Raw genomic sequence first — 19213 nt, 5'->3', positions numbered from 1 at the left:
GGCCGGGAGCGCCGCCGGGGACGCACTCAGGACACCCCGACCAAGCCTGAGGCAGCCTGCCGACCCTCACCGGGGCTGGTGCGGAGGAAGCTGCCCATGGCAAGTCTGCATGCCATCCCGTCCCTGGTTGGCCGTTCGGCTGTCCCGCTAGCCGCTCAAGTAGCTGGGTTTCCCCCTGGCGTGGTCATCGCGCTGCTGGTGGTGATTGTCCTGCCGGGCCTCGTTGCTGCCATCGTCCACATCGCCGCTGCGGCCGTTGCGCTGCGGACAGGTGACCAGCAGCGTGCAGAGAGGGCAATAAGGATCCTGGAAATGAACCATCGCCAGAGGCCACAAGCCCGACTGAGGGGGAAGGGCAGGCGCCGTCAGCAGTCCTGAATGAGGAGAGTCCTTTTGGCCCAGGTGAGATGCCTAGGTCAGAAGGACTCTTTGACGTCTCAGGTTTGATCACACTGGAGAAAACGCAGGTCGTTGAGGATTCGGACGATTGCTCTAGCTGGCCGCCGGGAAGATGTCGTCCATCGTGATAGCGGCGTGCTGCATCACGGGTGCGATTTGGTGGCGGTAAACCGTCTCCGTCACCACCGTGCTGCTGTGACCGACCAGGCGCGCGATGTCCTCGACCCGCACGCCGGCCGCAGAGAGTACAGAGACAAAGCTGTGGCGCATCTCCCGAGGCGTCCAGTCCTTTGCGACGAGCCCGGCCGCCTTCACGACCCTCCGGAACGCTCGGCGGACGTTGTGGGAGTCGAGCTGCGTTCCCACCTCGGACGCGAACACCAGGCCGTGTTCCTGCCAACGCTTGCCCGCGAGCTTGCGCCTGGCGTCCTGGTGGATGCGGTGCGCCTTCAACGCTTCGATACATCGCGTCGGCATTGCGAGCGTCCGCCGGGACTTCCGCGTCTTGGTGTCGCCACCCTCCCGCACAGACCGCCACACGGAGATCGCCGGCAGTACGACCGGCACGGCGTCTGGCTTACCCGCTAGGTCGACGTGGTCCCACGTCAACGCGCGCAGTTCCTCCGTGCGTGCGCCGATCAGCAGTGACAGCACGATGTAGGCGTACATCGGCGTGTTCTCCGCTGCCTTCAACACCGCTTCCACCTGCTCGAAGGTGAGCGACTTTGAAGGACGGCCGTCCTGCCCGATCGGTGCTTCGCACAACTGCACGACGTTGCGTTTCACCTTGTCGCGCTTCTGTGCCATGCGCACCGAGCGGTTGAGAATCGAGTGCACCAACCGCAGGGTGCGCGTGGACAGCGTCAGCGAGAGTTCTTCCAACCAGTCATCCACCTCGTCGGCGGACAACTCGCGGAGGTTGCGCTCACCCAGGCACGAGATGATGTGGCCGTCTGCGAGGTAGGTGTAGTTCTTCACCGTCTCCTTGCCGCACTTACGCAAGCCGTACTTGAGAAACGCCTGGACCGCTTCCTTGACCTTGTACGTGTGAGGCGTGGCGGGCAGCCCGTCGTCCAGGTCGCGCTGGATCTCCTTGAGCTTCTCCTTGGCCTCTGTGTACGTCTTGCCGCTGGCCTTCTTGGTCTTGCGCTTTCCACGGGCGTCGAAACCGAGGTCCACCGTGGCGATGTACCGCTGACGCGCCTCGTCCCAGTGAATGCCGCCGTCTCCGCGGCTACGCCGCTTCGGGCCGTCGTCACTTCTACGCGGTTTCGCCATAGAGCACCTCCGCTTCCTGCTCCAACAGCGCCACGTAGTCCCGAATGGCCGACGCCGGAACGAGCGTTGCCCTGCCCTGCTTCACGAACCGCAGTCGTCCCGCGCGAATCTGCTCGTAGATGACCGAGCGGCTAAGGGAGAGCAGCAACATCGCTTCCGGGATCTTGTAAAGGAACTTCGTCAGTTCGATGACGTCATCGGTGGTGCTCATTTCTCCCCCTCGATCTTCGGAGCGGTGAGGTAGCGCGCCCAGGCGTCGGAGAGTCCGACCTGGTGGTCGTTGGTGAAGGTGACGTAGCCCTTGATGCGTCGTGTTGTCCGATCGCGCCGCAGTTCCCGGACAGCGGCTTCGAGGGGCTGGAGACGGGGGAGAGTTGTTGTGCCCATCTTCTCAGGTCCGTAACTGCCGTAACCTTCCTGGTCAGGCGGTTACGGATAGTCGATTCGATCCGTATCCAGGTTCGGCTGTCCCTTGATGGTTACGGATGCGCGGGTCTATCCGTAACCGCCTGACCTGCATGGTTACGGCAGTTACGGACTTTGAGAGTAAGGAGGGGTCGGCGGTACGGCTGACCTCGCACGCGTAACGTCCGGCGGGGGCACCCGTATCTACCTAATGAAATCTGCCGTCGGCACGAGGAGTGCGATGAGTCGCGAACCAGCCCTGACCTTCGACGGCGCGATTCGGATCCTGGGAGCGGAAGAGCCCAAAGCCGTGGAGCGACTTAGCAAGGCGCTCGGCGGCGGGATTCTGCTTGCGGGTGTAGCCGCCGGGGTGGCGACGATCGGCCCGGCCGCGCTTGCGCCGCTGGCTCTGTTCGAGCCGATCTGGGGCTGGGTGGACCAGAAGAACGAAGCGATCGGCTTGCTCAGGTCGTTGATGGGCAAGTTCGGATCACGGATGAAGAACGTGCCCACGAGATCCCGGCGTCAACTCGTGATCGCGGCGCACACGACGATCGTGGTGGCTGCCTACTTCGACGCGCTGCGGGGCGTGCTCGGCAACGAGATCAGTTTGCGGGTGGACTTGTCCACCAAGGAGAAGTTGCGCCTGGCCGGGCTGCACGAGGACGAGAACTCCGACTTCTTTCAGCAGATCTACCGTTCGCCCGTGCCGTATCCCTCGCCGGCAAAGGGCTACCAGGAGAACCTCGCGGAGGTCCATGCGTGGTTGGGCCGACTCTCGACGAACGTCGAGCGGTTCCTGGACGGGCTGGCCGGCTCACCAGGGCAGTGGGTCCAGGTCTCCGACGTGGTGGAGGACGCGTTGGACCGGTACGAGAACTACTACGTCAAGTTGGCCCACTCGGCACCGGAGATGCTCATCGGGATCTACCTCGACGAACACGCCGCGACCAGGGAGTCGATCGCCGAGTCCACCCACCAGATCGTCGAGTTGTTCTCGCGCCAAGAAGCGAATTTCGGGCGGGTCACATCGCTGCTGTCTCTTGTGCTGAACAACCGGTCCGACTCTGGACGATCCACTCCGGTTCGCGCGGCTCTGAGCAATGCGAACGACGGCAGACTCACGCGATCGATCCTGACGTCCACCGAGGCCGCCGGATATGGGCACCTCCAGCTGCCGTCGGTCGGCGAGTCGTTCGTGCCACCGGACTACAAGGTGGTCTGCACGACCGCCGCATCCCGAATCGCGGATGAGCACTGGTGGTCCAAGCTGGCTCGGCAGGAGAACCTCGACCTGTGGTTTCCCGCGTTCGTCACGTCGGCAGACGCGGCCCGTCCACTGCTTCTGCTGGGGCATCCGGGAGCGGGCAAGTCGATGCTCATGAAGATCCTGGCCGCCAAGCTTCCTGCGGTCGACTACACCTGCATTCTAGTGCCGTTGCGCGGTGTCAGCGCGAACGCACCGGTGCTGGCGCAGGTCGAGCAGGCGCTCGCGCAGTCGACGAACGGCCGCGTGTCGTGGCCGGGGCTGGTGGACGAACCGGCGGACACCGTCCAGGTGGTGATTCTCGACGGGCTGGACGAGCTGCTGCAGGCGTCTAACACCGATCGGAGCGGTTATCTGCAGGAGGTCGCCGAGTTTCAGCGCGTTGAACAGGAGCAAGGCCGCCCGCTCGTCGTCATCGTCACCTCGCGCACGGTGGTGGCGGATCGAGTTGAGGTCGCGCCCAAGACCACCGTGCTCAAACTGGAGGACTTCCGCGAAAAGCAGACCGCCGAGTGGCTGAGAGTGTGGAACCACGCCAACGCGGACGAGATAACGAACGGCCGCGTTCGGGAGGTCACACTGGACGTCGCGCTGAGCCAACCGGTGCTAGCGAGGCAACCGCTCCTGCTGCTCATGCTGGCCATCTACTCGTCCGACCAGGCCGCGCCCGTCATCGACGAGGGTGTCTCGGCGACGACCCTGTACCGGATGTTGTTCCAGACGTTCGCCCGGCGCGAGGTGACGAAGTCTGATTCGCTTTCGGCCGATCAAGTGGACGCGGCCTCCCGAGACCAGATCGAACGACTGTCGGTCGTGGCGCTGGGCATGTTTAACCGCGGCGGCCAGGCCATCTCTGAGAAGGAACTGGACGCGGACTTGTCCGTGTTGCTGCTCAGATCCCAGCCGCCGGGCGGTGCCGAGGAGCCGGGGCAGCGAGTGCTTGCCGAATTCTTCTTCATGCACACCGCCGAGGCGGTGCTCGTGGGGTCGAAGATCGCGGGCCAGGTCAAGGCCAGCCGCACGTACGAGTTCATGCATGCGACCTTCGGCGAGTTCCTCGTCGCGCAGCGGACGCTGGAGGAACTGCGAGAGATCGCGGACCAATCCTTCGGTGGGAAGCGTCGCCGAGAGCCCGACGACTCGCTGCTGTTTGCGTTGTTGTCCCATCAGGTTCTGGCGGTACGCACCTCGACGCTCATCTTCCTCCGCGAGCTGATGGAAGAGCTGGATCCGGCGGAAAGAGCGCAGATCCTGACCCTTCTAGAGGAGCTCGTGCAGAGATTCCGCTCCCGCTCGGAGGGGGACGGCACGTACGACAGATACCGCCCGATCCCGCTCGACCGCGTCCGCCAGTTGAGCTGTTACTCGGCGAACTTGGTGTCCATCCGGCTGAGCGCGTCATCGGACGAGCAAGTCGCTCTCACCACGCTGTTCGGTGACTGCGAGTCGCCATTTAGTGAGTGGCAGTCGGTGGTCGACCTCTGGCGTGCAGGCGTCGATGCGGATGGCTGGTTGGCGCTGGTCGGGCCCCTCTCGGTGGATCCGGAAGAGTACGCGGTCACGTGGTCGCGAGTCTCCGCTGTCGACGTGCTGCCGTCCCACGGTGACTACCTCCGCGCTCACCTCGTGCGCGATGTCGACAACTTCCGGCGGCTTCGCTACGGCTTCGCGCTGCACGACGCCCTCGAAATGGAGGAGCCGGAGGACTGGATCGGCGGCGCGCTCGCCACCATCTATCTGACGCTTTTCGGTCGTGACACCATGCGGCTGGATCGGTACTCAGTGGACGACGTTCCTGACGATCTGGAGCCCGGTGACGAGGACAACCTGGTACAGGCGATCTGCCAGCTTCTGCATACGAGACAGGCGAACTTGGAGCTAACCGAGAAGCTCATCAAGACCCTCGTGAAACTTGGCCGGCTGGACGAGGCTGACCCCTTCGGCCTGTTTGTTAGCGTCTGTCGCCTTCCTGAACTGCTCCTGTCGGTTCCCGAGCTGGCAGACCAGGCACTTTACGAAGGTTCTAGGGCGACCCTCGCGTTGTTGGGCAGCACGGTGAAACCTATCGCCATCAGGCATGTGGGTAACGAGCTCGATGAGCGAAACGCGGATCTTCGCAAACGGGGCAGCGATGCCCTTTTGTCGCTGACGCGGGAGTTCTCCCTCGAGGTGGGACTTGATGGATGGATCGCTAACGCACCTGCTGAAGTTCTGGAGATGGTCGGAGACGCCGTCATCGTTGTGCGGGATGACAAATGGGATCGAGTGGACAGAAGGTCCATGGACAGAAAATCCAGGGACAGGCGGTGACGCGTCAAGCGGTATGGGTCGCAGATTGGTCCACCCCATCCGGATACAGCGCCAAGGTTCGGCAGCTCGACGACGACGTCCAGTCCATCTACGAGCTGCTGACCGCGATCGACGCCACGCAGAAATGGCATCGCAACCAGCTGAGCGAGATCGCGATGGCCCAGGTGGAGCGCGGGGGAGAAGCTGGAGGCCATCTCGGAGCTGTTGCGTGGCAACCAGCCTGCGTGGTTTTGAGGTTGGGGAGATCGGTGCACAAGATGCCCTGAGACGGCCGTAGGTGCGCTGGCATGCAACGGCCCTTGTTTCAGTACCCATGGAGTCTGCTGAGTGCCACTCGGTGTTTGTCTATAATGGACGATGAAGGCGTGTGGTTGAGCGACTATCTGAGCGACAATCCCTGTGCGCCACGCCGGATGTTCACGGACGTCAATGCACTGTTGATGCTCGTCATCCGCACTGTCCATGCTGGACAATTGGCCCTGTAAAGTGCCTGGGGGCCAAGGGGTCGCAGGTTCAAATCCTGCCGTCCCGACGGTCTGAATCAGCCCGCTGATTCTGGATGGAAGCCCAGTTCAGCGGGCTTTTCATGTCTACGGGGTGATCTTCGTCTGATCATCATTTCATGATCAACAGGCAGATGAGGCGTGAAGAAGGAGCCACTGGCTCTTTCGTTTTGACTAACGACAAGTGGGGTCGCTCGCGAGCGGGTGAACTTACCGAAGGGTGCCGAAACGCCGTGAACTGACGTGATCGTTCGTCAACGAGGGCTGATCGGTAAGCTTGCTGTTATGGCTTTGGCGCAGTTCGCACCGGTTTCCTGAGTCGCGATACGGGTGTTGGTCGCGGGTGGTTCTAGGGTCATCTCCAATTTCAGGTGAAGTGCCCGCCTTGGCAGCGGCTCTTGTCGGCGGATGACTCCGCTGTGATGTGCTGTCGAAGTTGTTGCAAACCAGACTGGAAGTGTGAGGGTCAGGGGTTTGAGTCCCCTCAGCTCCATGGCGCGAAAGTGGCCGTCCACTTTGAGTGGATGGCCACTTTCTTTGCCGGCGCAGCAGCAAAGTGCAGCAGCATCACTGATCAAGGCTCTCGCCGAGCCGCTTGAGTGCGTCCCGAGTCTTCTGCGAGGACGCTTGCGCGTAGACCTCAATCGTCACGGAGAACTCGGCATGTCGCAGGATTGCCGCACCGTCGCTGATCATCAGGTTCTGAACGTGTGCGTCTCCGTGCGTCGCAGTTGGTCCCAGCGGGAACTCAAGATCCTGGATCTCGTCTCTCAGCTTGGAGACAAGTTGCAGCAGGAAGTGCTTGTCATCGTCCGGAACGCGAGCTGTCTCAATCCGGGGCGCGATGTGAGTCCGGTAGACGGAAACGTGGCGAGGGAGCCGTCCGATGTGGATGTAGGAGAGCTCGCCGAGCGCGCCTATATCTTCAGGCGCGCCGTTGCGGCCCTAGATATAGCGCCAGAACGTCGCCGGGTAGCCGGAGATCGAGATTGGCTGTGCGGCGTCGTAGACACGAGCGGCCGGCATGTCGTTCTCCGCAAGCTGGTTCGCGACGGTCCCGGACCCGCCGCGGCCCATCCCTGACCCGCTTCCCGCCTTGAGGTAGAGCAGGTCAGGGTGGCTGTCGACGATCCGCAGAGCCGGGCCCAAACCTTCTGGAGAGGTCAAGCGGTCAGTTGGCGGAGCATCTCGGCCGAGTCGTGCAGATTGGTCATGTGGATGAACCTGCCGTCACGGACCTTGTAGATCGCATACTCGACGATCTTGAACGAGGCCCCGGACGGCTGGACGCCGAGCCATTCCTTCGCGGGCGTGCCGGTGTTGGTCAGGCGGACGGCGATGCCGTCGCGGTCGAGCAGGATCTCCTGGATCTCCCAGTGGATGTCCGGTACGGCGTCGACGATCCCCTCCAGGACTTCGACGACGTCGTCCCGTGTGCCGGGCTCGCCGCCTAGCAGAACTTCCTTGGAGATGAACTCATCCATGCCGCCGAATTCGTGGGCGTTGAGTGCCGCGATGTATCGCAGATACAAGTCGTGCAGGCTGTTCTCGGTCATCAACACTGATCCTTCCGTGCGAGATCTGCTTGTTTGAGGTGATCGTGAATGCAGTGGTGCCGTGATCGCCGGAGGTGAAGCCGTCCGGCGGAATACGGGGAATTCCTTGTCAGAGTTCCGCGAGAGACACGCGTCGTCCCTCGGCGGCCGATCGGACGACTGCGTCCAGGAGTCGGTGACGTCTCACGGCGTGGGCGAAATCCGGGGCGGTCGCGGTGCCGTCGATGAGATCGTTCCGGATCGCCGCATATGTGTGCGCCAGGTTGTGAACTGGTTCTCCGGCCAGGTGGGGGTAGTCGTCGTGGCCATCGGGCAGTGTCAGCCGAGACAGAGGGGCGCGACCTCGTGCGCCGCGCACCGCAACAGGCCCGAGGTGTGGATACCCGCTCGTGGAAGTGATTTCCAGAGTTCCCTCGGTGCCGTCGATGAGCAGGGAGAACCCGGGTCCGGACACCGTTGCTCCACGGTGATGGACGGAGAGGATCGCTCCGCCGTGCAGTGCGCCGGAGACTGCGATCTGGTCCTCGGCGGTCATCCGGACCGTCTGTCCGGTGTGGCCGAGCGGAACGATCGGGCGCCGGGTCGTCGTCGAGGCGACCACGTCCTGCAGCTCACCGACGATCATCGACACCACGTCGATGGCGTTGCCGAAGGCAATGGTGAGCATCGTGGCGCCGAGTGTGCGGTCGAGGGTGTATCGCATCCGCTCGGAGACCGGGGTTCCCCACTCGATCGATGACGCGAGCACCGTCGCGGACAGCACGTCCCCGACGTACCCGTCGGCGACGAGGTGGGCCAGCCAGCGGATGGTGGGCGAGGAGCGTCCATGAAGCCCGATGAAGTTACGCGTTTCACCGGCGGCGCTTTGCATCTCCACGGCCTCGGCCAGGTCGGTGGCGAAGGGCCATTCGCTGAGCACCGGCACTCCCTCCCGTAGCGCGGGCAGCACCAGTTCGCGGTGCTGGGGCACCTTGACCGCGACGACCACGAGGTCGATGTTCTGGTCGCCCACTAGCTGTTCGACCGAGGCGTAGCCGGGCACCCCGAACGCGGCGCCGGCAGCGGCGGCCGACGCCTGGGAACTCGTTGCCAGGGCGGTGAGTTCCATGCCGTCGACTGCTGACAACGCGGGCAGGTGGGCCCTGGCCGCCCATCCGCCCGACGCGCTCAGCCCCACGATCCCGACGCCGATCGGGCGTCTCCTGCGTGGTCGCTCGGTCGAGTTCCTGGGTGTTTTCATGACGTGTCTTCGCCTTTCGAGTGCTTGGGCCCGTGCGCCGTGGTCACGTCGGCCAGGACAGCAGTGCCGTGTCGACGATCTCGTCGAGCGTGTCAGGACCGAGGCCGTTCGCGGCCTGGACGGCGATGCCGAATGCCGTCGTCATGATGAAACGGGCGAGGCGTCCCGGGTCGGCGTCACCCGAGAGGTCGCCCTCCTCGACGGCGCGCCGGAAGCGCGCCTCGAGCTGGTCACCCGCATCGATGCGCCAGTCGACCAGCACGTCGTGCGCCGGCCGGCCCTGCTCACTCAGCGCCAGTGCTCCCTGAACGGACAGGCACCCGGCGGGGGCGTTGGGCGACGTCGTCGTCTGGACGGCTCCCCGGAGGAATGCCTCGGCCACCTCCCGCGCCGTGGGCTCTCGCAGGGCGCGTGTCGCGTAGGAGGCCGGCCCCTCGGCGTAGCGCTGCACGGCCTTGCGGAAAAGCTGCTCCTTGTTGCCGAAGGCGGCGTACATGCTCGACTTGGTGATCCCCATCGCGTCGGTCAGGTCCGTGAGGCTGGTGCCGTCGTACCCCCGCGCCCAGAACACCTGCATGGCCCGCTCCAGTGCCTCGTCGATGTCGAACTCCCTGGGGCGGCCGAACACTGTGCGCTGGGATCCACTCATGACGCCGACTTTACTACCGATCGGTCCAGATGTGTTAGCGTTCTGTACCGATCGGAACTTAAAGCGTCGGGCTCACCACAGGAAGAGGATCACCACGATGACAACCACCTCGCTCGGCGGGCTGAAGACCTCCCGCATCGGCCTGGGTGCCATGGGCATGTCGGCCTTCTACACCGGCGCCGGCCAGCGCGACGACCAGTCGATCCGCACCATCCAGCGGGCCCTGGACCTCGGCGTCACTCACATCGACACCGCCGAGGCGTACGGCCCTTACGTCAACGAGGAACTGGTCGGCCGCGCCGTCAAGGGACGCCGGGACGAGGTGGTGCTCGCGACCAAGTTCGGTCACATCTCCCACACCGGCCGCCCGGGCAACGACAGCAGCCCGGCCAACGTCCGGCTCGCAGTGGAGGGATCGCTGCGCCGCCTCGGCACTGACCACCTGGACCTCGTCTACCAGCATCGGGGCGACCAGGACACGCCGATCGAGGAGACCGTCGGGGCGCTGGCGGAGCTGGTGGCCGAGGGCAAGGTCCGTCACATCGGACTGTCGGAGGCGGGGCCCGCGACGATCCGGCGGGCGCATGCTGTTCATCCGATCGCCGCGGTGCAGTCCGAGTACTCGTTGTGGGTCCGTGACCCCGAGGCCGAGGTGCTGCCGGCCCTGCGGGAGTTGGGCGTGGGCCTCGTTCCGTACTCCCCGCTGGGCCGCGGGTTCCTCACCGGCGGCATCCGCACGCTGGACGACCTCGACGCCGACGACTGGCGCCGTACCAACCCGCGATTCGCCGGCGGCAACCTCGAACGCAACATGCGCATCGTCGACGAGGTGCGCGCCGTCGCCGCCGAGGCCGAGGCCACGCCCGCGCAGGTCGCTCTGGCCTGGTTGCTCGCCCAGGGCGACGACATCGTCCCCATCCCCGGCACCACGCGCATCGACCGGCTGGAGGAGAACGCCGCCGCCGACCGCGTCAGCCTCACCGACGGCCAGATCGCCCGGTTGGACAACCTGACGCCGGCCACCGGCGACCGCTACGACGAAGCCAACATGGCCGCCCTCGACCACTGAGCGGATTGCCACCTGGGAGTCACCTCTGGAGGCGGCGCGCACATTCATGAAGCCGCTACGTGGCGCACCGCCTCGACCGCCGCAGGCCCGCCGTGGCCCTCGGCACGGTCGTCGCGGTTCCCCTTAGCGCCTGGCTCGGCGAAGTCTGGGGCTGGCGTGGCACCTTCATCATGGGGGCCGGCATCGCCGGGATCGCGCTGGCCGCCCAGGCCATGACGCTGCCGCACGTGACGCCACCGGCCGCGGGCGGCCTCCGGGCACTCGGAGGAGTCCTGCGTTCCGGCACGATCGTTGCGGGACTGTTCGCCGGGCTGCCTGATCCTCTTCGGCGCCATCAATTTCCTCGGCACGCTGCTGGCCGGGCCGTTCGCAGACCGGTCACTGCGCGCAGGACTGTTCCTCTTTCCTGCCACTCTCGCAGCCGGAACGTTCGTCATGTACACCATCGGCGGACACGGCCTCGCGCTCGTGCTCGTGCTCGCGTTGCAGGTTCGTCGATCACCTGGACGAGTTCACCGTGGCGTTCGCCGTGTACTGCCGCGACTTCGCGCCCGGTCGTCCACGTGCCGCCGAACGGGAGCAGCACCAGCGACTCTGGGGACCGGACACGGGATCTCAGCTCTCCTCGTGCGACGAGGTCAACGCTTGTCGCCATCGGCGCCGTGGGAGAAGGCGGCTGAGGCTTCGGTGTGACGAGGTTGTTGCTGCGCCTGCAGGGTGGGCAGGCAGCGAATTAGGTCGTCGACGAGGAGGTCGGCGAGGTCGTGGGTGAAGCCGTTGCGGACGACGACGCGGAGCACGGCGAGGTCTTCGCGGTTGGCCGGGAAGGTGTAGGCGGGGAGGAGCCAGCCGCGTTCGCGCAGGGCGGCGGAGACGTCGAACACGGAGAAGCGGTCGTCGGTGACCGTGAAGGCGAAGACGGGGAGCTGGTCGCCGCGGGTGAGGAGGCGGAACGGGCCGAGGCCTTCGATTCGGGCGGCGAGGCTGGTGGCGACGTCGCGGCTGTAGTTCTGGACGCGGGTGTAGCCCTCCACGCCCAGTCGTAGGAACGAGTAGTACTGGGCGGCCACCTGGGCGCCGGGGCGGGAGAAGTTGAGGGCGAAGGTGGGCATGTCGCCGCCGAGGTAGTTGACGTGGAACACGAGGTCCTCCGGCAGTGCGGCGGCGTCGCGCCAGAGCACCCAGCCGACGCCGGGGTAGACCAGTCCGTACTTGTGGCCGGAGGTGTTGATCGAGGCGACCCTGGACAGCCGGAAGTCCCACTCCAGACCGGGATCGCAGAACGGGGCGATCATCGCGCCGGACGCGCCGTCCACGTGCACCGGGATGTCCCAGCCCCTGTCTGCCTGCAGCGCGTCCAGGGCAGCGCAGATCTCGGCGACAGGTTCGTAGCTGCCGTCGAACGTGGAGCCGAGCACGGCGACCAAACCGATGGTGTTCTCGTCGCAGTGCTCGGCGACCTGGTCGGCGGTGAGGTGGAAGCGATCGCCTTCCATCGGCACCAGCCGGCAGTCGACGTCCCAGTAGTTGGCGAACTTCTCCCAGCACACCTGGACGTTGACGCCCATGACGATGTTCGGCCGGTCGACCGGCAGGGATGCCGCGCGGCGCCGGTGCTGCCAGCGGCGTTTCAACGCGAGTCCCGCAAGCATGCACGCTTCGCTGGAACCGGTGGTGGAGCAGCCGGTCGGCTGGTCCGCGTCGGGGGCGTGCCACAGCGCGGCGAGCATTCGAACACAGCGCTGCTCGAGTTCGGCGGTGCGCGGGTACTCGTCCTTGTCGATCATGTTCTTGTCGACGCACTCGGCCATCAGCGTCGCCGCCTGCGGTTCCATCCAGGTGGTCACGAAGGTGGCCAGGTTGAGCCGGGAGTTGCCGTCGAGCATCAGCTCGTCGTGCACCACCTGATAGGCGGTGTCCGCGTCGAGTTCGCCCTCCGGCATGCGGTCCCTGGGGATGCGGCCGGGCTCACGGGTGAACACGGGGTTGGCCTCCACGTGAGGGCGAGCCTGGTGGCGGGGGTCGGACGGATGAATGAGCGGCACGACGACTGCCTTCCGCGAAGGGGGTCCGGTCTCGGACCGAGCAGCTCCGGCCCAGGACCATTCTCTCGGCGTTGGGTGATCCCGCCACCTGACGTGCCCGCCGCGATCTGGAGAGCTTCCGCCGGAAGCGACGGGTGGGATCGGCGGCGTGAGTCCCACTCGATCGCCGGATTGATGTTGCTTCGTTTGCGGACAAAGCTTGTTCACTCGTCTCAACTGGTGAAGGGCTGCGGACCCGCGTGGAACAGCTACTCCTGAGACTCGCCTCGACGGTCGCCGCCAGGTTGGCGACCTCGTGGCTCCTGGAGCGCGGAACGACGGTGCGGCGCGGCATGCCGCTGGCCGAGTTGATCGCCCACCGGTTCCCCGCCCTGCGCCAGCAGCGGCAGTTCAAGCGGAAGCTCGAAGAGATCGAGGACCAGATCGTCGAGCGGCTCACGCCGCTGTGCGACATCGAGTTCACCGGGCTCGAGGACAACGAGCGGTCGGCCGCGCTGCTCGAGGTGATCGAGTCGATCACCCAGGCCGACCTGTCCGACCGTGTGCTGCTGGACAGCGATCTCGAGCCGAGGAAGCTCGCGACCACGGTCCGCCGGCAGATGAGCGAGGTAGAGCGTCAGGCGGGGTTGTCCGAGCCGGGCGAGGCGTTCTACCAGCTGGTGCTGACCCAGGCCTGTTACTGCCTTTCCTATCTGGTGCTGGAACTGCCCGAGTTCCACGCGCGCGCGGCCGCCGAGACGCTCGCGCGGCTCTCCACACTCGCCGCGCAGATCGAACTGGTGCTCGACCGGTTGCCCGCCGCGCGGCCGGAGAACGTGATGGCGGCCGACCAGGACGACGAGTTCCGCGGCAACTACCTGAAACGCGTCATCGAGGCGTACGACCGGCTCGACCTGCTAGGCATCACGACGATCTACTACGAGCCGCGCATGACCCTCTCGGTCGCGTACCTCAGCCTGTCCGCGTCGATCGAGACCGCACCGGAGCGCGGCACTCGGCGGATCGACGAGTTCTCCCAGTTCGACCAGGCCGGGACGAACAAACGCCTGCTGCGGGTCGAGGAAGCGCTGGGCACCCGATGTCGTGTGGTGATCCAGGGGGACGCGGGTGCCGGCAAGACGACCTTGCTGCAGTGGCTCGCGATCACGGCTGCGCGGCAGCGGTTCACCGGTGCGATGGCCGGGTGGAACGGGCTGGTGCCGTTCCTGGTCAAACTGCGCGACTTCGCCGGCAGTCGTCTGCCGGTCGGAGACCAGATCCTCACGCATGCCAACGCGTTGTCGTGGGGCCAGGTGCCCGACGGGTGGGTCGACCGGACAGCGACCGCGAACGGCGCGCTGTTCATGGTCGACGGTGTGGACGAACTGGTCGAGGCCGAGCGGCAGAAGGTCCGTGAGTGGATCCAGGACCTCGTTCGCACCTACCCCAGGGCGCGGGTGGTGCTGACGTCGCGACCCTCCGCGGTGGGGAACAAGTGGCTGGCCCACGAGAGCTTCGACACCGTGATGCTGGACAGGATGACACCCGAGGACGTGCGGGTGTTCGTCAGCCGTTGGCACCAGGCGCTGCTCGATGCGACGCACGGCCGGGACGAACTGTTGCCGTGCAGGCGAGAAGACGTGGCTAGCCACGAGCGGTCGTTGCTCGCCAACCTGGAGTCGCGGTCACATCTGAGCTCATTGGCGCGCAGTCCGTTGCTGTGCGCCATGATCGCCGCGTTGAACCTGGACCGGCAGGCGAACCTGCCGCGAGACCGGATGGCGTTGTACGACGCCGCACTGGAGATGCTGCTCGAACGTCGCGACGCCGACTACGGCGTGCCATCGGCACGGGAGCAGCAGCTGAGCCTGTCGGAGAAACGGTCGCTGCTGCGGTCGCTGGCGTGGTGGCTGAACGAGAACGGCCGCGCGGAGATGTCCATGGACGAGGCGTTGCACCAGGTGCGCCGCCAGATCGACATGATGCCGAACGTCCTGCTGTCACCGCACGAGGTGCTGAAGTTCCTGTCCGTGCGCAGCGGTGTGATCCGGCAACCGGCGCTGGGACGGATCGACTTCGTGCACCGCACGTTCCAGGAGTTCCTGGCGGCGCGGGAAGCCGTCGACCGCAACAGCATCGACTTGCTGATCAACGTCGCGCACTCGGACCTGTGGCGGGAAACGCTGCTGATGGCCTGTGCGCACGCGTCACCGCAGCAGCGCGGCTGGTTGTTGCGCGGCATCTTGAACCGCGCTTACGACCCGTCGGAAAGCGACCTGCGGCGTCAGTTGATCCTGCTGTGCGTGGCGTGCCTGGAGATGGCGGTCGAGGTGCCCGCGGACGTCATCCAGGCGGTGGACGTCGCGGCCCGCGAGGTGATCCCACCTCAGGATCTGGGTGAGGTGAGCGTGCTCGCGACGCTGGGGAGCCAGCTGCTGAGCCGGCTGCCCGACACCTTGAACGGTCTGACGGACAACTCGGCCCGGGCGGTGATCCGCTCGGTCGCGCTGTCGACGCAGAACGACGCACTGGAGTTGCTGCGTTGCTACGCGGGAGATCCGCGCTCGGACGTGCAGTTCGAGCTGATCGACTGCTGGCGGTACTTCGACCCGGCGCGGTACGCGGACATCGTGCTGGGGGATGCGCCGTTGTTGCAGGGGCACATCGACGTGCAGGACGTGGCCTGGCTGCCCCATCTGCGGCGGCTGCGCAAACTCGTGAGCGCACATGTGCAGATCTACCCGGATCGGCTCGACGACCTGTCGGTGCTGTACGGGTTGCGCGGTCTCACCAGGTTGCTGGCGCGGGTGAACGGGCGGTGCTCGATCTCGCCGCTGCACGCCTCGTTGTCGTTGGAGTACCTGAACCTCACAGCGGACGGCTTTGCCGACACGCACGACTTGATGCTGCTGCAGTCGTTGCGCGAGTTGGTGCTCAAAAGCAGCGAACCCTTGACAGACCTGGGTTTCGCGGCGGGACTCACCGAGCTGCGCAGGCTCGAGGTCGACCGCGTCGGCGACTCCGCCGATCTGACCCCGGTGCTGGAGCACCCGTCGGTGAGGTCACTCGGTCTGCGCAACTGTGCCGCGCTGGTGGACGTGGCCGCGCTGGCGAGACTGCCCGCGTTGAACAGGCTCGACCTGCGGGGGTACTCACACCCGCTCGACGTCAGCATGTTCGAGGACCGGCCGATCCAGCTGATGCTCAACCGCGACCAGCCGGTCACCGGGCTCGATCGGCTCAGCTCCAAGGCCCAGGTACAGATCTTTTAGGAGGCACTGGTGCCCCGCCGGAAGAAGAAGCTCGACCATTCGCCGCTCTCGGACGAGGTGAGCAAGCTCAAGGCGGTGCTCGTGTCCATGGGCGTCGACCTCGACCTGCCGTACCCGGACGAGTGGCACCAGCACACGCCGGACGACGCTTCTCCGGAATTCGTGGCGGGCGCGGCCTTCGCCGTCAGGTTCCTGCAGGAACGTTTGGCGCTGGAGCAGAAGAGGTTCGAGCTCTCGCAGCCACGCCCGAAGGCGTACCTGCGAGAGGATCCGTTCCAGAGCGACCTCAAAGCCACGCGGCCGATCATCGGACTGTGAGCGCCTCTTGGGTGAACACGAGGTGCCGGTAGGGACTACCGGCACCTCGAGGTGATCACTGGCCGGTCAGAAGTGGAGCATCCACTGGAAGTCGGCCTGGGCGTTGCTCACGTGGACGTTCTTGCGGGTGCCGTAGGCGAGCGGGTTGTTCCAGTTGTATTCCTCGACGTCGAACGAGCCGTCGGAGTGGACCGCGTTGACGTAGGCGACGTGACCGACCCTGTGCACGTCGTTGACGGCGATGGCGCCGACCTTCGGGGTCTTGTTGACCGTGACGCCGACGCGGCGGGCGGCGTCGTCCCAGGTGCCGGCGTTGCCCCAGGTGGTGCCGCCGTAGGAGTTGCTGAAGCTGGGGACGCCGAGCCTGCTGGCGATCCGGTAGGCCGCGAAGGCGGTGCAGTTGTTCTGGGCGAACCCGCGAGGGCGGCCGTCGTAGTCGTTGGTGGGGCTTTCTGAACCGCCGCCTCCGGTGAGGAACTTGTGGCTGGCGTTGTTGTTTTTGAGCGTGGCGTTGAGGTTGCCGGACGCGCCGGGTGCGAAGTCCTGGCTGGCGCCGCCGTAGCCGCTGTTGAAGTAGACCCGCACCGTGTGGCTGGTGCGGTTGCGCACTGATGCCGCGTTGTTCTTCACGCACACGCCTTGGCCGGCGCCGGCGCCCTTGAACTCGTAGCAGGACGGCTGAGTGGCGCCGAGGTCGCTGATCGAGCCGGTGAAGTCGGAGATCGAGCCGGCCTGGTTGCTGTTGTAGTAGTAACAGAACTCTCCGCTGTCGCAGTCCCCGTCGCGGCTCGCGGCGAACGCGGGCGAGGCGGCCATGAGAGGTGCGACCAGGGCCAGTGCGGTCCCGGCGACGGCGAGCATCGCGCGTGCGATTTTCACGGGTTCACCTTTTCGAGAAGTGTCGATGATCTGGATGGCTTCTGGTCAGTTCGCGCGCTGGTAGTCCTCCCAGGTCTTGATCGGGATCCGGGGGCCGTCGTCGGGGCGGTGGTTGGCGAGGCCGTTGAAGCCGAGGTAGTAGTCACCGACCTGGTTCTGGGCCTGGGTGGCCTGGTCGGTGTCGTTGATCGCCACGGCGTGGATGTGCCACGGCCAGTCGCCCTGGGACGGGCTGCGGACCCAGGCGGCGAAGCCGACCTGGCGCAGCGCGCGGGCGACCGCGGTGCGGGTGGCGGCCGACATGCCGTCGACGTTGATGTCCACGACGCCGCCGCCGTCGTGGGTGCCGGCGGAGGTCGGGTCGCCGCCGGGGTTGTAGGAGCCCTGGTCCAGCACGAGGCGACGTCCCAGCAGACGTTCGGTCTCGGTGAGCATCGCCTGGGTGCGGGTGTTGACGACGTAGCCGTCACGCTGAACCTTCGAACCTGGCTTGATCACGTGGGAGACGGTGAACCGGCTCTGCCCGAGCGTGGCCAGTGAACTCGGGCCGGGCAGCCCGTTCGCGGCCAGTCCGGTGTATCCGAGCGAACGCTGGTAGGCCGCGTACGCCTTGATGGTCGTGGTTCCGAAGTAGCCGTCGACCCACTGGGCGTCCAGCAGATTGCGTGCCTGGAGGGCCCGCTCGACGGCCAGCACGGAATCCTTGGCGCCTGGGGTCAGCGTGTCGTCGGCGCGCCGGGGATCGATCTGGGCGGCCAGGACGGTGGCTTCCATGTTGACGACGGGCAGCGCGGCGGCGGAAGCCTGCGTCGCGCTCAACGTCAGGCAGCCCAGGACAGCGAAGGTCGCCAGCGCCGCCGTGGCGCCCTGGGTCTTCATCTTTGTCTTCATGCGGTGGTTTCTTCCGTTCGGTCAAAGCCTGGCCACGGCCTCGGTCCAGCGCCGGGAATCGTGTGCGTGCGGCTTGTCTTGGGGACAGCGCGAGCGCAGTGCCTCTGGGCAAGGCTGGGACATGGCGCTGACAAAGCTCTGACACGGCGATGAGCACGTCCCTGTCCGCGATAGCCCGTCTCAGGGGTGTACCGGACGCCCGACACGGTCCGTTACTCTCTGGTCGCGTTGAGCTAGAAGCAAAGGTCAGGCGAAGGAGGAGGGATGAACGTTCTCCGGCGCGTCCTCGTCGCCCTGATCATCCCGTTGCTCGGCTACCTGCTCGGCGCCACGATCTTCAACCACTTCTGGAACGAGGTCGAACCCGGCGACCTGGCGAAGGCCGGCCTGGTGGCCACGGCGAAGTCCTGCGAACGCCGCGGCCCGGTGGCGTGGCGGGGCTTCGGCTTCCACCACGAGTGCCTGGTCGACGTCCGGGTCCGGTCGTCTGGAGAGACGTACACGTCGACCGTGACGGGATGGCTCGCGCCTGAGGACATCGGTAGGCACTACGCCGTTCACACCGTGCGGCACGGTAGGCCGTTGCAGCCGGACGTGCGGTCGCAGAGCGCGGTGTTCCTCGGTTGGTCGTGCACGTTCGTCTTCGCGATCGCCTTCCTCTTCTTGAACGTCTGGATCGCTCGTCACGTGTGGCCCGATGCTCCTCGTCGCAAGCGCCGGATGCCGATCCGGTACGAGCCTCCGCGGCCGTGAGTGTCCAAAAAGGACACTCCGGGTGCATTGGGCCCCTATGGACTGTCCGGTCGGGAGGAGGGAGCGACTTGCGTCACAGTCCGGAGTGGTTGTTGAAGTTTCGTACAGCCTTGGTGCTTCGGCGAATTCGCTGATCGAGGCCGTGTGGTCCGGCGGCTTTCGTGCGGGCGGCGGGGACGTGTCCGGCTCGTGCTGACTAGTGGGCCGGGCGGTGTCAGCGGCGTGTCAGCGGGGCTGGTGAGGATCGCCGCCATGATGAGCTCCGCCGCCGTCGTTGTCGTTGTGTCCGTATCGCTGGTGTTCCTGGTCAATCTGCTGATCATGTGGAGGACCGAGACCGTTCCCGCTGTGGAAGCGGCGTTGCCCGAGGCTGACGACCGTGCGTTCGGCTCGGACTGAG

General features: G+C 65.8%; 17 protein-coding genes. 8 read left to right on the top strand and 9 right to left on the bottom strand.

Features of this window, described 5'->3' with window-relative positions; translation table 11 throughout:
• Nucleotides 1-492: 492 nt before the first annotated feature.
• The 3 genes from ACH413_RS11840 to ACH413_RS11830 are packed head-to-tail and all read right to left on the bottom strand — an operon-like array spanning nucleotide 493 to nucleotide 2064.
• Complete coding sequence (locus ACH413_RS11840; protein WP_360031105.1) at nucleotides 493-1677, bottom strand: site-specific integrase; 1185 nt, start codon at nucleotides 1675-1677, stop codon at nucleotides 493-495.
• A complete protein-coding gene (locus ACH413_RS11835) occupies nucleotides 1661-1888 on the bottom strand; it encodes a helix-turn-helix domain-containing protein (RefSeq protein ID WP_360031103.1) in 228 nt (75 codons plus the stop codon). Before ACH413_RS11835 ends, ACH413_RS11840 begins: the two co-directional genes overlap by 17 nt.
• Nucleotides 1885-2064, bottom strand: coding sequence for a hypothetical protein (locus ACH413_RS11830; protein WP_360031101.1), 180 nt, complete (start codon nucleotides 2062-2064; stop codon nucleotides 1885-1887). Before ACH413_RS11830 ends, ACH413_RS11835 begins: the two co-directional genes overlap by 4 nt.
• A 259-nt stretch (nucleotides 2065-2323) precedes the next feature.
• Between ACH413_RS11830 and ACH413_RS11825 the strand changes: the two genes are divergently transcribed.
• The 3 genes from ACH413_RS11825 (at nucleotide 2324) to ACH413_RS11815 (ending at nucleotide 7245) form a co-directional block, all read left to right on the top strand.
• Nucleotides 2324-5659 (top strand): hypothetical protein, encoded by a 3336-nt coding sequence (locus ACH413_RS11825; RefSeq protein WP_360031100.1) that lies wholly within the window; start codon nucleotides 2324-2326, stop codon nucleotides 5657-5659.
• On the top strand, nucleotides 5656-5925 hold the full coding sequence (locus ACH413_RS11820) for a hypothetical protein (protein WP_360031098.1): 270 nt from the start codon (nucleotides 5656-5658) through the stop codon (nucleotides 5923-5925). Before ACH413_RS11825 ends, ACH413_RS11820 begins: the two co-directional genes overlap by 4 nt.
• 729 nt (nucleotides 5926-6654) lie before the next feature.
• A complete protein-coding gene (locus ACH413_RS11815) occupies nucleotides 6655-7245 on the top strand; it encodes a hypothetical protein (protein ID WP_360031096.1) in 591 nt (196 codons plus the stop codon).
• Nucleotides 7246-7325: 80 nt separating this feature from the next.
• Here ACH413_RS11815 and ACH413_RS11810 read toward each other — a convergent pair whose 3' ends face one another.
• The 3 genes from ACH413_RS11810 to ACH413_RS11800 all read right to left on the bottom strand — a co-directional run bounded on the left by ACH413_RS11810 (nucleotide 7326) and on the right by ACH413_RS11800 (nucleotide 9607).
• Nucleotides 7326-7718 carry an ester cyclase gene (locus ACH413_RS11810; RefSeq protein ID WP_360031094.1) on the bottom strand — a complete coding sequence of 131 codons (393 nt, stop codon included), beginning with the start codon at nucleotides 7716-7718 and terminating at the stop codon, nucleotides 7326-7328.
• Nucleotides 7719-7827: 109 nt separating this feature from the next.
• Nucleotides 7828-8958: a Gfo/Idh/MocA family oxidoreductase gene (locus tag ACH413_RS11805; protein ID WP_360031092.1), complete on the bottom strand. Its 1131-nt coding sequence runs from the start codon at nucleotides 8956-8958 to the stop codon at nucleotides 7828-7830.
• Nucleotides 8959-9001: 43 nt separating this feature from the next.
• The gene (locus tag ACH413_RS11800) at nucleotides 9002-9607 is read right to left on the bottom strand and encodes a TetR/AcrR family transcriptional regulator (protein WP_360031090.1); all 606 of its coding nucleotides are present in this window, start codon (nucleotides 9605-9607) and stop codon (nucleotides 9002-9004) included.
• A 97-nt stretch (nucleotides 9608-9704) separates the two neighbouring features.
• Here ACH413_RS11800 and ACH413_RS11795 point away from each other — a divergent pair, with 97 nt between their 5' ends.
• Nucleotides 9705-10676, top strand: a complete 972-nt coding sequence (locus ACH413_RS11795; RefSeq protein WP_360031088.1) for an aldo/keto reductase — start codon at nucleotides 9705-9707, stop codon at nucleotides 10674-10676.
• A gap of 638 nt (nucleotides 10677-11314) precedes the next feature.
• On the opposite strand, the gene ACH413_RS11790 is transcribed toward ACH413_RS11795, so the two are convergent.
• On the bottom strand, nucleotides 11315-12673 hold the full coding sequence (locus ACH413_RS11790; RefSeq protein ID WP_396424962.1) for a glutamate decarboxylase: 1359 nt from the start codon (nucleotides 12671-12673) through the stop codon (nucleotides 11315-11317).
• Nucleotides 12674-12960: 287 nt separating this feature from the next.
• Here ACH413_RS11790 and ACH413_RS11785 point away from each other — a divergent pair, with 287 nt between their 5' ends.
• Nucleotides 12961-15972, top strand: coding sequence for an NACHT domain-containing protein (locus tag ACH413_RS11785; protein WP_360031086.1), 3012 nt, complete (start codon nucleotides 12961-12963; stop codon nucleotides 15970-15972).
• Between the two features lie 9 nt (nucleotides 15973-15981).
• Nucleotides 15982-16290: a hypothetical protein gene (locus tag ACH413_RS11780; protein ID WP_360031084.1), complete on the top strand. Its 309-nt coding sequence runs from the start codon at nucleotides 15982-15984 to the stop codon at nucleotides 16288-16290.
• Nucleotides 16291-16356: 66 nt separating this feature from the next.
• Here ACH413_RS11780 and ACH413_RS11775 read toward each other — a convergent pair whose 3' ends face one another.
• Together ACH413_RS11775 and ACH413_RS11770 are read right to left on the bottom strand one after the other, a co-directional pair.
• A complete protein-coding gene (locus ACH413_RS11775; RefSeq protein ID WP_360031082.1) occupies nucleotides 16357-17169 on the bottom strand; it encodes a CHAP domain-containing protein in 813 nt (270 codons plus the stop codon).
• Nucleotides 17170-17214: 45 nt separating this feature from the next.
• Nucleotides 17215-18060: a peptidoglycan-binding protein gene (locus ACH413_RS11770; RefSeq protein ID WP_360031080.1), complete on the bottom strand. Its 846-nt coding sequence runs from the start codon at nucleotides 18058-18060 to the stop codon at nucleotides 17215-17217.
• A gap of 264 nt (nucleotides 18061-18324) precedes the next feature.
• On the opposite strand from ACH413_RS11770, the gene ACH413_RS11765 reads away from it, so the two are divergent.
• Both ACH413_RS11765 and ACH413_RS11760 read left to right on the top strand, forming a co-directional pair.
• Nucleotides 18325-18813, top strand: coding sequence for a DUF6346 domain-containing protein (locus ACH413_RS11765; protein WP_360031078.1), 489 nt, complete (start codon nucleotides 18325-18327; stop codon nucleotides 18811-18813).
• 222 nt (nucleotides 18814-19035) lie between these two features.
• Nucleotides 19036-19212 (top strand): hypothetical protein, encoded by a 177-nt coding sequence (locus tag ACH413_RS11760; RefSeq protein WP_360031076.1) that lies wholly within the window; start codon nucleotides 19036-19038, stop codon nucleotides 19210-19212.
• Nucleotide 19213: the final 1 nt, after the last annotated feature.

The sequence above is a fragment of the Lentzea sp. NPDC020367 genome (assembly GCF_044387305.1).
In the GTDB taxonomy this organism is placed as follows: Bacteria; Actinomycetota; Actinomycetes; order Mycobacteriales; family Pseudonocardiaceae; genus Lentzea.
This window is presented reverse-complemented; position numbering and strand designations above follow the sequence as displayed.

What these genes read in the sequence shown, in the direction of transcription:
- ACH413_RS11835 (WP_360031103.1), bottom strand. Translation starts at nt 1,888, where the DNA reads ATGAGCACCACCGATGACGTCATCGAACTGACGAAGTTCCTTTACAAG.
- ACH413_RS11805 (WP_360031092.1), bottom strand. Translation starts at nt 8,958, where the DNA reads ATGAAAACACCCAGGAACTCGACCGAGCGACCACGCAGGAGACGCCCG.
- ACH413_RS11800 (WP_360031090.1), bottom strand. Translation starts at nt 9,607, where the DNA reads ATGAGTGGATCCCAGCGCACAGTGTTCGGCCGCCCCAGGGAGTTCGAC.
- ACH413_RS11765 (WP_360031078.1), top strand. Translation starts at nt 18,325, where the DNA reads ATGAACGTTCTCCGGCGCGTCCTCGTCGCCCTGATCATCCCGTTGCTC.
- ACH413_RS11810 (WP_360031094.1), bottom strand. Translation starts at nt 7,718, where the DNA reads ATGACCGAGAACAGCCTGCACGACTTGTATCTGCGATACATCGCGGCA.
- ACH413_RS11825 (WP_360031100.1), top strand. Translation starts at nt 2,324, where the DNA reads ATGAGTCGCGAACCAGCCCTGACCTTCGACGGCGCGATTCGGATCCTG.
- ACH413_RS11795 (WP_360031088.1), top strand. Translation starts at nt 9,705, where the DNA reads ATGACAACCACCTCGCTCGGCGGGCTGAAGACCTCCCGCATCGGCCTG.
- ACH413_RS11815 (WP_360031096.1), top strand. Translation starts at nt 6,655, where the DNA reads ATGGCGCGAAAGTGGCCGTCCACTTTGAGTGGATGGCCACTTTCTTTG.
- ACH413_RS11770 (WP_360031080.1), bottom strand. Translation starts at nt 18,060, where the DNA reads ATGAAGACAAAGATGAAGACCCAGGGCGCCACGGCGGCGCTGGCGACC.
- ACH413_RS11830 (WP_360031101.1), bottom strand. Translation starts at nt 2,064, where the DNA reads ATGGGCACAACAACTCTCCCCCGTCTCCAGCCCCTCGAAGCCGCTGTC.
- ACH413_RS11840 (WP_360031105.1), bottom strand. Translation starts at nt 1,677, where the DNA reads ATGGCGAAACCGCGTAGAAGTGACGACGGCCCGAAGCGGCGTAGCCGC.